We start from the raw sequence: 14,913 nt of genomic DNA on the forward strand, positions 1-14,913 counted from the left end.
TTACTTTATAATTTCCTGGACAAAAGTTGGCAGTGCAAATAGAGCTTTGTGCAACTCTGGATTGTAATATTTTGTATCAATCCTTTTTATCCTTGAAATATCTACCTCAAGTGGGTCATACCTTTTAGAACCAAGAGTAAAACTCCAAAGCCCGCTTGGATATGTTGGAATAAATCCAAGATAGAGCCTTGTTATTGGGAAAATAGACTTCACTGTATGAAACACATTCTTTATCAAGTCCTTGTCATAAAAAGGCGACTCGGTCTGTGCAACAAAAAGTCCATCCTCTTTCAAGCATTCAAATACTGCCTTATAAAAACTATCTTGAAAAAGCCCCACTGCTGGTCCAATAGGGTCTGTTGAATCCACAATAATAACATCAAACATGTTTTTGTTTTCGGATACAAATTTTATTCCGTCGGTTATAATGACCTCTGCTCTTTCATCATCAAGTGCATAGCTTATCTCAGGAAGGTATTTCTTGCTTGCTTCCACAACTTCTCTATCAATCTCGATTAAATATGCCTTTTCAACCTCGTCATGTTTAAGAATTTCTCTAATAACTCCTCCGTCTCCCCCACCTATGACAGCAACCTTTTTGGGATTTGGATGAGTGAATAAAGGAACATGAGAAATTAACTCATGGTAACAAAACTCATCAGCAATAGTTGTTTGAACAGCACCGTCCAGTACAAGCATCCTACCAAACTGTTTGGTTTCAAGTATTGCCAAGTCTTGATATTGAGTCTTTGCCGTGTAAATGGTCTTTGTTATCTTGCATGTAAATCCCAAGTCAGGAGTCTGTTGCTCAGTAAACCAAAGTTCCATCTCAGCCAATTTCTATTTACCTCCTTGCCGAAAACTTTAAACAACAGTGAATATATTACAATATCCGATAAATAAATTCAAGTTGTTAATTTTTTCGTCCCAACATGTCTATAAAATTTAAAAACTTATTTCTTTCAATAACCTTTGAAAATGAGAGGCGTTCAGATAAAACATTCAGTACAAAAACCACTATAAACACAGCCCATATCAAAAACAAATTGTAACTTGCAGAATAGCTATTTGTCAAAATGAGAAAGAACAGATACCCTATTACGTTGGAACCGGCATCTCCAAGCATATAAAATTCTCTCAAATCACCTATAAAAAACGGAATGGTTAAAGTTAAAAGACCAACTGCTACCCTGTCGATATGCACAAAAAAGCTGAGCACAGCAACGGATATCCATAGCACCTTTATGCATCTGCCAGGTCGAAGGTCAAACAGGTTAAAGAGATTAACACACAACGAACCGAAAATAGCATAAAACACTGATTCGACTACTTTTTTTTGCAAAATCACGCTTGACACAAAAATCACAACTGGCATTGACACCATTTTTAACAGTCCAGTTGAAAATTCGCCATTTTTTAAAAATCTTGTAATATGACCTTTAAAACCTTTACTTTTATTGTCACCAAAGATGTCGTCCAATAAACCTACAACGGATATACAACAAATTGAAAGACTAAGAATTAACCATTTAATATCTGCAGTGCTAAAAAAAATCTGCAACAAATATATTGTCCAGCTCAATGATAAAACAATTCCCATACAACATGGAATTTTCTTGCCTATAAAATTTTTCTTCAACAAAACATTGTACTTTTTTAGATAAAAAGTAAAAATTATCAGGGTTACTATTTCAATTCCCAAAGAGATAAGCAAAAATTTAGTCAGATTTTTTCACACCCTCCATTTTGTAATAAAAACCAAGAATATATCTTTCATTTGTCGTGTTTTATGTAATATATCTCTCAAATTCTTTCCTTTTTCGTCATGCGAAAAATCAAACTCCATTTCTTTTATTTCACAGCCCATATTAATAAAATCAATTAACATTGAAATATCTACTCCATATCTATCAGGAATGTATTTAATATCTTTTAAAACAGAGAACGGAATTATCCTCTGACCACTTAGACAGTGTTCAACTTCTTTTTTTGTATAAATTTTTACTACAAATTTGGCAAACTTTTTTACAATTCCAAACCCCTTTTTTTTAACATTTATAGGATAACCAATTACTACTTGTCTATCATTTAGAATAAAAACTTTTTCACAAAATGCTTGCAACTCTTCTTTTTTTACCTTTAAGTCACCATCCAGAAGTATTATCCTGTCAAATGACCTTTCTTTGAGATATTCAAATGCTGTTTTTAAAGCCGCACCTTTTCCTTTGTTTTTACTATGAGTCAGCACAATGCACTTATCATAATAAGAGAAAATCTTTTTTTTAGAACCATCATCAACAACAAGTATATTTTTTATAAACTCTATATAAGACAAATCTTGTAATAACTTTTCAAAAGATTGCGGAGGATTATACACAGGAATTACTACAACAACATTCAATTGTATTTCTTCCCCTCATAAGAAGTTTGCAAAAACAAACTCTTTATGGCATAACATTTGTAGATTGTATATTTTGATATTGCTCAAGCAAACTTTCTCTTCTCTTTTTCAATGAATTTTCAGAAACCTCAACGCTTGTAAAGGTATTCGGCATCAAAAGGTTTGCCTCTTTTTTAGTCCCATAATTGCCATTTCCGCCTCTTATAAGCTCCATAAGCGAAACTTTTCCAGTCAGTTCATCAACGTTATCAACTGTATCCAAGCCCATGCTTTTGTACTTTTCACAATAGTTTAATTCACTGTACGATTGCTCAACTCCAACAATATTGAGATCGTTTATATTTTTCAACTTTTCAATAAATCTTCTATCAACTGCGTTAAAAGTATCATTCTGAAGAGTATTCCCGCCTGCTATCAAAATTGTATCAGCAATTTCTCCTGATAGTCTATTTATTTCTATATATCTTTTTTCTGTAAGTTTTGTTATAAAGTCATCTTTCATATCAAATACCGCATACAACATTAGAGTATTTATCGCATCTTCTGGAAGTTTGTATTCTGGAAAATCGCTTGTCTTATTATTCAAAACATCCACAAACGTCCGTTTTATCTTAACAATTCTTGCTAACTTTATTTGGTTCTTTCTCAAAAAATCTATTAGGTCGTTGTATGAATAATCTGTTGAGGTTACAATGAGACTTACAACTGCATTACTTTTGCACGTTTTAAGGTATGCATTTACAAGAGTGTCATTTATTTTTCCCAGTTGATTGATCTGTGATTTGTACTCATCAATTTCTTTTACAAGCCTGTCATTCTCTTTTTTTAACTCAACTAAGTTCTTATCTATAAGGCTTAGCTGTTGTTGAAACTGTTTTTGAACAAATTTTTCGCTATTTAACGAAAATCCAATAAGTATTCCAACCCCAAGAGCAACAAAGATGGAAGCAATCGTAATAACGAAATACTTTATACTCACTCCATTCATTCTTTCCTACCTCAAAATTACTCTCAGTTTTAATTGAATCAAATAGAAAAAGTATTGAAAAGGCGGAGTTACCATAAGGATTGCAAGTATAGGAATAAGCGCAGAAAATAACAAAACGCCGATATACTTAAAACTTACCTTTTCAGTATAAAGCTTGGACACACCTCTTGCATCTACAAGCTTTGGACCTATTTTTAACCTGACGAGAAAAGTGCTCGACATTCCTTTCCGACCTTTCTCTAAAAAATCAAGCATACTGCTGTGAGAACCAACCGAAACTATAAGCTCTGCTCCCTTTTCATAAGCAAGAAGCAAGGCAACATCTTCACTCGTACCAGGACATGCTACTATTTTTGCTGTGAGCCCCAAAGCCTCTACTTTTTTAAGTCCTGGTGCATATCCGTTTGGATACGAATGAACAATTATCTCATCACATTTGTAAAGACTTTCTTCCGACACACTGTCCATATCCCCGATTATAATGTTTGGTCTTATCTTTTCCTCAAGCAATGCGTCAGCAGCACCATCAACTGCAATCACTACCGGTTTTACCTCGGTTATATAACCTTTAATTGCTTTTATATCCTTTTTAAAACTGCTTCCTCTTGTAACAACAAGTACATGTCTTCCAGCTATTTTAGTTGAAATGTCAGGCATTTCAAATTGCCCTAAGATAAATCCTTTTTCTTTTTTTGCATACTCTAATGTATTTTCAATAAAGTCTTCTAAAAGATTTTCCATTTCTTTAAAACTCTTTTGATAAAAAGATTCAAACTCGTGTTTGGAAAGATATTTCGCATCGCACAAGTATTCATCATTCAAAAATATCTTGTCGTTTTTAATTTCTATAATGTCTCCTTCTTTTATTCGATTAAAGACTTCTTCTCCCAAATCGTCAATCATAATCACATCGTGTGAAAGAAGAATCTTCGCACCAACTGCTGGAAACTTCCCGGTAAAAGATTTAGCACAGTTGATTACAACCCTCACTTTTTTCTCCAAAAGAGAATATGCAGCTACCTCATCAATATCCTCGTGCAATATAACAGGTATCTCACCTGGTCTTAGTCTTCTTACCAAGTTTTTGGTTCTTCTATCAACTCTAACCTTCCCTTTTATCATCACTTATCACTCTTGTTTTTTTGCAATTTTGGATTTACAATTTCGCGCCATGATAAATCTCCTCTGTCAAGAGCTTTTATCAAGAGTTCTGCTGTCGCAATGTTTGTTGCAAGAGGAATATTATGGACATCACAAAGACGCAAAAGTGCATTTACATCTGGCTCATGTGGCTGGGCTGTAAGAGGGTCTCTCAAAAATATCACCATGTCGATCTGATTGTATGCAATCAAAGAACCTATTTGCTGATCCCCACCAAGTGGACCCGGAAGAAATCTATGAACTTCAAGTCCTGTTGCTTCCTGAATTAACCTTCCAGTGGTTCCTGTTGCATACAGCGTGTGTTTTGATAGGATAAACTTATAGGCTATTGCAAATTGAACCATAAGTTCTTTTTTCTTGTCATGGGCAATAAGTGCTATATTCATTCTCTTCACCTCAAAACATAGTTTTTATATTTTCCCTATAAATGCTTTGCACAATTCCAAGCGATGCCATGGAAGTAAGCATAGAACTTCCACCATAGCTTACAAACGGCAAAGGGATTCCAGTCACTGGCATTATCCCAAGAGTCATTGCAATATTGACAAACATCTGAAAACCAAACATTCCTGCAACTCCAGAAACAATGTAAGAACCAAGCTTATCTTTGCAGGTGGAAGCTATCTTTATAAGACTCAGTATAAGCAGCGCATATACTATTATTATAATTATACAGCCGACAAACCCAAGTTCTTCACCTGCTACACCAAATATAAAGTCAGATTCCTTTACAGGAAGATAGTCAAGCCTGTTGATTGTTCCCATAAATAAACCTTTTCCAAATACTCTTCCTGACCCTATAGCTATCTGAGAATATATTACCTGCCATCCTTTTCCCATCGGGTCAAGCTGAGGATTTAAAAATATTCTTATTCTATCTTTTTGATATTCATGAAGAACAAATTCCCATGCAATAGGAATAAACACCAAAAGAGCACCAATTGCAGCATAGAAATATCTCAAGTCCAGCCCTGCAACAAATAAAATTGTAGCAATTATAGCAACAAAGACAGAAGCTGTTCCCAAGTCAGGTTGTTTTAAAACAAGAACTATAGGAATTGCAGTGAAAATTAATACTTTAGCCAATGTTTTGAATTTATTAATATTTTCCTGCATTGTAACAACTTTTGCAAAAAATACTACCATTAGCAATTTAGAAATCTCAGACGGTTGAAACGAAAATGGTCCAATTTTTATCCATCTCTGACCGCCAAGTACATTTATGCCTTTTAAGTCTACATATAAAAGCAGAATAACCATTGTCATATAAATAATAACATAAAAGTTTGCAAACATTCTATAGTCAATTAATGAAAAAATGAGATACAAGCTGAGTCCTAAACAAAACCAAATGACTTGTGAAATGACCAGTTTATATTTTCCTGTCTCCAGAACATTAGTCGCACTTGCAATTAGAATAAATCCAGTAAGACAAAGAATTATCATTAAAATGGTTATGACAACATTGAACCTTTTTTTTATTGTTTGCTTGTTTTGGACCATCATTTTAATCGTCAGCCTCGTTGTTTAAAATCTCAGTTTTCTTTACAGATTTTATAGGAATATTGGCAATAAGTGCAGGAACAAATTCACCTTTCTGCTCAGACGGTGTTCTGGTTATTTGAATTTCCAAGAGCTTGTCGTCAATCACTATGTATTTTTGTATAGCTTTTAAAACTTCATTCTTTATAAGCTCTAAAAGTTCTGGAGACACGTTTGCCCTGTCGTGAATAATAACAAGTTTCAACCTTTCCTTTGCAATATCCTTTGAAGATTGTTTGTTAAAGAACTTGTTAAAGAATTCAAACATTCTTATTCCTCCTAAGAATTATTTAACCCCAAAAACCTTTTAAGCCTACCCAAAAATCCTAAATTTTCTTCCTCGCTCACAATAGGGATATTCTCCCCCAAGATTCTTCTTGCTATGTTCCTGTACTCTTGTCCTGCTCTTGATTTTTCGTCCATTACAACAGGTTCTCCTTTGTTAGTAGAGATTATAATCTTTTCATCATCAGGTATTATGCCAAGAAGTTCTATCGAAAGAATTTCGAGAATATCGTCAATATCCATCATATCTCCTCGTTTGACCATATCAAATCTTATCCTGTTTATAATGAGCTTAGGATTGTGCAGCTCATAAGCTTCTAAAAGACCAATAATCCTGTCGGCATCACGTACAGCAGAGACTTCAGGTGTTGTTACCACAATTGCCTTCTGTGCACCTGCAATTGCATTTTTGAACCCTTGTTCAATTCCTGCCGGACAGTCAATTAAGACAAAATCAAAATCATCTTTCAATTGCTCGCACAAAGCTTTCATTTGTTCAGGTGAAACAGCAGTTTTGTCCTTTGACTGAGCAGCAGGAAGTAAGTAAAGTCCATCAAACCTTTTATCCTTAATTAAAGCCTGTTTTGGTTTGCATCTTCCTTCTACAACATCTACAATGTCAAACACAATTCTGTTCTCAAGTCCCATAACAACATCCAAATTTCTAAGACCTATATCAGCATCAATCAAAAGTACTCTTTTCCCTAAAATGCTCAAATATGTCCCTACATTTGCAGTGGTTGTTGTTTTCCCCACTCCACCCTTACCAGATGTAATAACATAAACCTCTCCCATCTTCTAAAACTCTCCTTTTTTGATTATTTTAAAATTGTGTAACAGGCTTAACAACTATTGTTTCATTTTCTATATAAGCTATCTCAGCAACCCCTTTTTCATGCTTATTATCTTCATCAGGCGCCCTCGCAATTATATTGGCGATCCTGATCTGAACAGGGTCCATCTCAAGTGCAAAAACTACCGCATTTTTATTACCAGAAATGCCTGCATGTGCAATTCCTCTGAGCGCTCCCAGGACAATTATGTTATTTTTAGATATCACCTCAGCTCCTGGATTTACATCACCTATAATTATTAAGTCAGACTCGGATGTTATAACCTGTCCAGACCGAAGTGTTCCTTTATGTATCTTTGCATTAAGCTGCTCTTCTTTTATATCTTCGGAACTTTCTCCTACAGTTGAGAGAAGATTATGAAAACTAATCTCGTCCCATGGGAATATTATATCATGCACCCCTCCAAATGTTTTCATTATCTCTATTAGCTTTTGTAACTCATAACTATTAAGTCTTCTTCCTATAAACTGGATGGGAATTTCATATCCTGAAAAAAAATTTTTGCCGTTTATAACTTTTTGTTTAAAATGATCACAGATTATCTCAAAATCACAACTACTGTCCAAAATCACAGCTATTCCTTTCCCAAACCCCTTTAAAACAACAGGTTCGTTCAAAATAAATCCTCCCCCTTTATGGCAGCTTTTTCTCTTCTTGCTGAGGTAAATTAAAATAAGCATCTATTATATCCCTTGCAACATATGCAGCATATGAACCATGCCCACCATTTTCTAAAACAATAGCAAAGGCAATCTGGGGGTTATCATAAGGTGCAAAACCAACAAACCATGCATGAGCAGCTGATGAGTTTGAATACTGCGAAGTTCCCGTTTTTCCTGCTACAGTAAACGGCAAATCTTTAAACGCTTGTCTTGCCGTTCCTCCTTCTTCACTTGTAACGCTCTTCATCCCTTCAAAAACTGCCTTTTTTGTTGATTCATACATCTTTACCTTGCTGAGTACTTTTGGCACAGACTTATAGATGACTTTTCCATTGGAATCCACAATCCTGTCTATGAGGTTCACTTGATATCTTGTCCCACCATTTGCAACAGTTGCAATAAAACTTGCCATCTGGATAGGTGTAAATGCATTTATAGACTGACCAATAGCTGCTAAAATCGTATCACCTGGATACCAAGGTTGGTTAAAAATCTTCTTTTTGTTCTCTTCATTGGCAAGAATTCCATTTGATTCTCCATCAAGTTGAATACCTGTCTTCCCACCTAATCCAAATAATTGCGCATATTTAACTATTCTTTCTATTCCAAGTCTTCTACCAGTCTCATAGAAAAATACATTACACGAAACCTTAAGAGCGTCTTCCACATTAACCCAACCGTGTGTTGTATGATATCTATTCCATATCCAGCAAGCAGGAGTAAACCCTGACTTTGCGTAATACATATATCTACCTGTATCCAATATTTTTTCGTCTGGCTTGATGACACCTTCCTGAAGACCTGCAATTGCTGTGAGTATTTTAAAAGTTGAACCAGGAGGATAAACCCCGGCAATTGCCCTGTTAAACATTGGTCTTGTGGGGTCATTAATCAACTTATTCCATTCACTGGTAGTGATACCTTTTATGAATATGTTAGGATTGTATGAAGGATAACTTGTGAGAGCAAGAACATTGCCTGTTTTTACATCAATTACCACCGCAGCACCGCTGTTTGCTTTTTGAAATCTCTCACCATAATCACCATTTCTTATATTCTCTAAAACTTTTTTGAGCGATTCATAAGCAACTTTCTGAAGCTTAGAATCTATGGTCAGATAAACATTTGCTCCCTTTGTTGGTTGTTTTTCTATCTTGACATCATTTATCCTTCCAAATTTGTCAACTTCAATGAGCTGAAGTCCATCTTTACCACGCAAATAATCTTCGCATCTTTTTTCTATTCCATCAACACCAATTAAACTATCCTGAGAATATCCTTTGTCTTTAAACTTTTCGTATTGTTCTTGAGTTATTTTACCTATCCTTCCTACCACGAACGCGTTGTATATTGCATCCTTGTAAACTCTTACTGCCTTTGCTTCTATGTTTACAGACGAAAAATCTCTGCGCCTTTCTTCAATCTCAGCAATAGTCTTCATGGAAATGTCAATTGCAATTGTAACAGGTTGATACATTTGATAATAGTTATAAAATAGCATATCTTCAATAGCCATTACTTGAAGAGTAGTTTGCAGGTCAAGATTTTCTGGAATATAAAATTTCTTTCTCAAAAATTCAAAAGCTTGCTGCGCAGAAAAATTCAAAGGAATTTCTCTGTCTTTTTTCCATTGGATTTCTACTTTCTTTGCAAGTTTCTTGTCTTTAATACCAAAGTTAAATCTGATTGGATTTATGTCAATTTTAAATTGATTTATAATTTTGTCTCCATTTTTATTTAGAATATTCACAATTTCTATTATCTTTTTTGTAAAGTCTCTTTTTTGATTTTCAGTTCGAAGTTGCTGAGTTTTCATAATCTGGAGAACATAGGCAGGCCTGTTGTCAGCAAGTGGTCTACCATTTTTATCATAGATAATACCCCTTGGTGCCTCCAAGTTTGCTTTTTGCATTAATTTCTTTTCTGAAAGCTCATAATAATAGTCTCCCTTTACAATCTGCAAATAGCTCAAGCGCACAATAAGAATTAACACAAGGGATATAAAAAGTATGTATAAAAAAGTCCACCTGTTAAATATGTTTTTTTCTCTTAACTTTTCTATAAACAATATCTTCATTCTTCTCTTAAATTTCTCCCCTTTTTTAGTTTGAGCAGGTATTTACTTTCTTTGAGCACTGTATAATAAATGAATATCCCGAATACTGAGTCAAGAATGAACTGAATAACAGAATTATTAAAAAATACTGAGGGTAGAGGAACTTCTTTATAAGTCAACCCCACACTAATATACTCCAATAAGTTCAAAGTAAGGATGTACATTAAAAGAAACAACAAAAACATCTCAACTCTTTGTAAATAGACCTTCTCTTTCAATTTACTTGAAATAAATACAAGAATTACTATTAAAAAAAGATTTAAGAAGAAATCATTTGTAAACAAAAAACAAAAAACAAAAACAACAAAAAAATTAGCTATCAGTGCCTCTGAAAAATCAAAAAATATTGCATTACTAATAACAAGTGGTAAAAATAGTAATACAGTATTTCCTTTTACTTGAATAATCTCTTGCAGTACTGTTTGAAAAAAAATTATAAATACAATATTTAGTACATGCAAAATCAGTTTGTTTTTAAACAACTCACTTAACACCTACCGATAAATTTATATCCTTAAGTTGTTTTAGTACCATCACATATTCTACATTTTCTATATCCACTAAAGGTTCTATCACAATATTTTTTGTCAGTTCAAACTTATCATTCTTTATCTGAACCACTTTACCAATAGCAATTCCCTTGGGAAATATTTCACCCATCCCTGAAGTTATGACAATATCGTTAAGTTTTACTTTTGAATCTTTGGAGATATATCTCAGTTCACATAATCTCTTTGACAAAAGATTGACACTTCCTCTTACAACACCAATCTCCCTCGTCCTCACAACCATCGCAGATGCCGAAAAGTCAGGATCAAGTACTGTTATAACTTTAGCCCAGTTTGTCCCAGTGTCTATGATGTATCCTATCAATCCTTGGTTGTTGATAACAACCATGTTTCTCTTTACGCCATTTTTTTCCCCTTTGTCAATGATAAAATAGTTCAACCACGCTTCTTGAGATCTCTGAACAACTCTGGCAATTTCATAACTTGCTGATAATTTAATTTGATCTTTGAGACCTAAAAGTTCTTTCAATTTTGCGTTTTCACTCTTTATCTCTTCAATAGTAATTTTGTCACTATTTAATTTGCTTAGTTCTTCTTTTAATCGTTTGTTTTCAGCAATAATTTGGTTCAGATGAAATATCCCATTTATATACTCTCTTATATCTCTTACAATCTTAACTATTTGAGAATTTGCAGGGATATACCCTTCTTTTAATTTTCTCGAAACAATATTTGAATCATAGTTTTTGAGCGATATCACAGTGGCAACGATACTAAATAAAAATGCTAAAAATACAACAATGGTTAACAAAACATTTCTTTTCAAAACATTTCATCCTCCACTACCTTGAGCTCCTGTTGATCATCACCTTTTGCAAAGTTTCAAGTTCTTCCAAGGCTTTCCCCGCTCCCAGAGCAACACAATCAAGAGGTCTATCAGCTATGTGAACAGGAAGACCAGTTTCTTTGCTTATAAGTTTGTCAAGCCCTTTTAAAAGCGCACCACCACCTGTAAGCATAATCCCTCTTTCCATAATGTCTGCTGCAAGCTCTGGTGGAGTTTTTTCAAGAGTTTGTTTTATTGCATCAACTATTGCCATAACAGGTTCTTTCAAAGCATCTCTTATTTCTGTGGATGAGACCTTTATAGTCTTTGGAAGACCTGTTATAAGGTCTCTCCCTTTTATTTCATACCATTCTTCCTTTTCAAGTGGATAGGCAGACCCAATATTTATTTTTATCTCCTCTGCTGTTCTATCCCCTATCATTAAGTTGTATTCTTTCTTTATATAGTTTGAAATTGCTTCATCAAACTCATCACCAGCAACTCTGAGGGATTTACTAGTGACAATTCCACCAAGTGATATAACAGCAACCTCTGACGTGCCACCACCAATATCTACTACCATACTGCCAGACGGTTCATCAACAGGCAGTCCCGCACCAATTGCTGCTGCCATAGGCTCTTCCATTATATAAACCTCTTTTGCTCCTGCCTTGTAAGCCGACTCTTCCACAGCCCTTCTTTCAACTTCTGTAACACCAGATGGAACACAGATTACAACTCTTGGTCTTAACCCAAGAAAGGATTTTTTATATGCTTTTTCCATAAAATATTTTAACATGACTTGGGTTGTATAAAAATCAGCAATAACACCATCTTTCAATGGTCTTATTGCAACAATATTACCCGGTGTTCGGCCAATCATCTCTTTTGCTTCATTTCCTACTGCCAATATTTTCCCTGTATCCTTTTGAACAGCAACAACAGATGGTTCATTTACAACAATGCCTTTTCCACGCAAATGTACAAGAGTGTTTGCAGTGCCCAAGTCAATCCCCAAATCTCTGTAGAGTGACTTTAAAAGTCCCATCACAACTCTCCTTTCATTAAGTCATATCCAAGTTTTTGTAGCATGATGTTTAACCTGTACAAGGGAAGACCAACTACATTGTAAAAACAGCCCTCTATCCTTTCAACAATTAAGCTTCCAAAACCTTGGATTGCATATGCCCCTGCTTTATCAAAAGGCTCTTTTGTTGAGATATATCTGAGAATTTCTTCATCAGTCATATGTTTTATATAAACATTAGTTTTTTCATATTCCGCCAGAATCCTTTCCCATTCCCCGTCAATTATACATACACCAGTGTAAACACTGTGCCATTTACCATTTATTTTTCTGAGCATCCAGAAAGCTTCATCCTCATTAGAGGGCTTTCCAAGAATGAGTCCTTCAATATACACCACAGTGTCAGCTGCAATAACCAAACTTTGTTTACTATCTTCCCCAAGTTTATTAAAAACCTCTTGAGCTTTCTTTTTAGCAAGCTGCATTACATTTTCTTCAACCGAAAGACTTTGATCTATACTTTCATCAACGTTTGATGGAATTATTTCAAACTCAATGCCAAACTGCTTTAAAAGCTCTATTCTTCGGGGGGATGAGGATGCAAGAATTACTCTTTTCAATTTTGTCAAACATAACCCCTTTCATACACTGTGTTTTGAATGTGAATTTTGTGAAGTCTTTCTTAGCTCTCTGATATTCTATTATATCATTAATATGTTACAAAAAAAATAACTTTTGATAAAAAAAGAAGCTGGTAAACTCACAAACCAGCTTCTTTTACTTAAGGATTTAAGACTGAGCTCAGTACAGAGGTCTTTTCTTATAATGTGTATGCAGAATATGATGAGCTTTTTCGCTGTTTGGATGACCTAAGAACTCTTCATACAATCTTTTTACAGTAGGATTTTCATGAGACTTTCTTATTACCAGTGACCTATCCTCATCATATATTGCACTTGCTCTGAGCTTCGCAACATCTACTTTTTCTTTGACTTTTGCATGAACAATTGGCTGTCCACCACCCATTATACACCCACCAGGACATGCCATAATTTCTATAAAATGATACTCTTTCTCACCATTTTTGACCATCTCGAGAAGTTTTTTGGCATTTGAAAGACCATGTGCAACAGCTGCTTTAATTTTCATACTACCAACATCTATCTCAGCCTCTCTTATTCCTTCAAAACCACGAACTTGAGTAATTTCGACATTTTCAAGTGTTTTTCCTGTAAGCACCTCGTATACAGTTCGCAGTGCTGCTTCCATTACACCACCTGTTGTTCCAAAGATAACACCTGCACCTGTTGCATCTCCCATTGGATCATCAAAATGGCTATCTGGCAGGTTTACAAAGTCAATCCCCGCTTCTTTTATCATTCTAGCAAGTTCTCTTGTTGTCAATACTGCGTCAACGTCTGGATATCCACTTGCCGCAAGTTCTTCCCTTTGAGCTTCAAATTTCTTAGCAGTACACGGCATGACAGACACAACAAACATGTTCGCAGGATCAATTCCCATCTTCTGTGCAAAGTATGTCTTTAAAATAGCACCAAACATCTCATGTGGTGATTTGCAGGTAGACAAATTATCTAAAAATTCTGGGAAATAATGTTCACAGAACTTAATCCAACCTGGTGAGCATGAGGTTATCAACGGTAACTTACCACCGTTTTTAATTCTGTTGATAAGCTCTGTCCCCTCTTCCATAATAGTAAGGTCTGCAGCTGTGTCTGTATCAAACACCTTGTCAAATCCAAGCATTTTTAGAGCAGTTACCATCTTACCAGTAACTCTTGTACCTATTGGAAGTCCAAATTCTTCACCAAGCGCAACTCTAACAGCAGGAGCTGTTTGAACCACAACATATTTGTTCTTATCTGCAAGTGCCTTCCATACAATGTCTGTTGAGTCTTTTTCTCTTAAAGCTCCAACTGGGCAAGCCTGAATACATTGCCCGCACATTGTACACGCAACATCATTCAAACTTCTATCAAATGCAGTTGATACAACCGTCTTAAAACCCCTATAATTTGCATTGATAACTCCAACCTCTTGAACATTTCTGCATACATTGATACATCTCTTACAAAGTATACATTTGTTTGGATCTCTAACAACAGAAGGTGAAAAATCATCAAGAGGTCTTCTTATATTTTCGCCTTCATATCTAATTTGCTTTACATTTAAATCTTCTGCAAGTTTTTGAAGTTCACAGTTTCCGCTTCTGACACATGTCAAACAGCTCCTGTCATGATTCGAAAGAATAAGTTCAAGATTGACCTTTCTTGCTCTTCTTACTCTTTCACTGTTAGTAATAACTTCCATACCTTCTGAAACAGGATAAACACAAGCAGCCTGCAAGCTTCTTGCCCCTTTTACTTCAACAACGCACATTCTGCAAGCACCAATTTCATTTATACCTTTAAGATAACAAAGGGTTGGAATCTCAACTCCTGCTTCGCGTGCTGCCTGAAGCACTGTATAATCCTTTGGCACCTGAATCTTCTTGCCATCTATTGTTATATTCACCATTTCCATT

Annotated in this window: 15 protein-coding genes; all 15 read right to left on the bottom strand. The window is 35.0% G+C overall.

Annotation, left to right across the window (positions count from 1 at the left end):
- Positions 1–828 (bottom strand): polyamine aminopropyltransferase, encoded by an 828-nt coding sequence (speE, locus tag COB47_RS06265; protein ID WP_041742744.1) that lies wholly within the window; start codon positions 826–828, stop codon positions 1–3.
- An 85-nt stretch (positions 829–913) separates the two neighbouring features.
- Positions 914–1,564, bottom strand: a complete 651-nt coding sequence (locus COB47_RS06270; RefSeq protein ID WP_237698864.1) for a hypothetical protein — start codon at positions 1,562–1,564, stop codon at positions 914–916.
- Positions 1,565–1,732: 168 nt separating this feature from the next.
- A complete protein-coding gene (locus COB47_RS06275; protein WP_013290537.1) occupies positions 1,733–2,401 on the bottom strand; it encodes a glycosyltransferase family 2 protein in 669 nt (222 codons plus the stop codon).
- Between the two features lie 43 nt (positions 2,402–2,444).
- The gene (locus tag COB47_RS06280) at positions 2,445–3,389 is read right to left on the bottom strand and encodes a copper transporter (RefSeq protein WP_013290538.1); all 945 of its coding nucleotides are present in this window, start codon (positions 3,387–3,389) and stop codon (positions 2,445–2,447) included.
- 6 nt (positions 3,390–3,395) lie between these two features.
- A complete protein-coding gene (gene steA, locus COB47_RS06285) occupies positions 3,396–4,511 on the bottom strand; it encodes a putative cytokinetic ring protein SteA (RefSeq protein ID WP_013290539.1) in 1,116 nt (371 codons plus the stop codon).
- Positions 4,511–4,936: a methylglyoxal synthase gene (gene mgsA, locus COB47_RS06290; RefSeq protein ID WP_011917393.1), complete on the bottom strand. Its 426-nt coding sequence runs from the start codon at positions 4,934–4,936 to the stop codon at positions 4,511–4,513. Before mgsA ends, steA begins: the two co-directional genes overlap by 1 nt.
- A gap of 10 nt (positions 4,937–4,946) precedes the next feature.
- On the bottom strand, positions 4,947–6,056 hold the full coding sequence (gene rodA, locus COB47_RS06295; RefSeq protein WP_013290540.1) for a rod shape-determining protein RodA: 1,110 nt from the start codon (positions 6,054–6,056) through the stop codon (positions 4,947–4,949).
- A 1-nt stretch (position 6,057) separates the two neighbouring features.
- Positions 6,058–6,360, bottom strand: coding sequence for a cell division topological specificity factor MinE (gene minE / locus COB47_RS06300; protein ID WP_013290541.1), 303 nt, complete (start codon positions 6,358–6,360; stop codon positions 6,058–6,060).
- A gap of 11 nt (positions 6,361–6,371) precedes the next feature.
- Positions 6,372–7,172, bottom strand: coding sequence for a septum site-determining protein MinD (gene minD, locus COB47_RS06305; protein WP_013290542.1), 801 nt, complete (start codon positions 7,170–7,172; stop codon positions 6,372–6,374).
- Positions 7,173–7,200: 28 nt separating this feature from the next.
- Positions 7,201–7,848: a septum site-determining protein MinC gene (gene minC, locus COB47_RS06310; protein ID WP_013290543.1), complete on the bottom strand. Its 648-nt coding sequence runs from the start codon at positions 7,846–7,848 to the stop codon at positions 7,201–7,203.
- A 16-nt stretch (positions 7,849–7,864) separates the two neighbouring features.
- Entirely contained in the window at positions 7,865–9,970 is a 2,106-nt protein-coding gene (mrdA, locus tag COB47_RS06315) for a penicillin-binding protein 2 (RefSeq protein WP_013290544.1), read from the bottom strand.
- A 522-nt stretch (positions 9,971–10,492) separates the two neighbouring features.
- Complete coding sequence (gene mreC / locus COB47_RS06325; RefSeq protein WP_013290546.1) at positions 10,493–11,344, bottom strand: rod shape-determining protein MreC; 852 nt, start codon at positions 11,342–11,344, stop codon at positions 10,493–10,495.
- A gap of 16 nt (positions 11,345–11,360) precedes the next feature.
- On the bottom strand, positions 11,361–12,392 hold the full coding sequence (locus COB47_RS06330; RefSeq protein WP_013290547.1) for a rod shape-determining protein: 1,032 nt from the start codon (positions 12,390–12,392) through the stop codon (positions 11,361–11,363).
- Positions 12,392–12,991, bottom strand: coding sequence for a Maf family protein (locus tag COB47_RS06335; RefSeq protein WP_041742747.1), 600 nt, complete (start codon positions 12,989–12,991; stop codon positions 12,392–12,394). The genes COB47_RS06330 and COB47_RS06335 overlap by 1 nt, the downstream gene beginning before the upstream one ends.
- 181 nt (positions 12,992–13,172) lie before the next feature.
- Positions 13,173–14,912 carry an NADH-dependent [FeFe] hydrogenase, group A6 gene (locus COB47_RS06340; RefSeq protein ID WP_013290549.1) on the bottom strand — a complete coding sequence of 580 codons (1,740 nt, stop codon included), beginning with the start codon at positions 14,910–14,912 and terminating at the stop codon, positions 13,173–13,175.
- Position 14,913: the final 1 nt, after the last annotated feature.

Source organism: Caldicellulosiruptor obsidiansis OB47, assembly GCF_000145215.1.
GTDB lineage: Bacteria > Bacillota > Thermoanaerobacteria > Caldicellulosiruptorales > Caldicellulosiruptoraceae > Caldicellulosiruptor > Caldicellulosiruptor obsidiansis.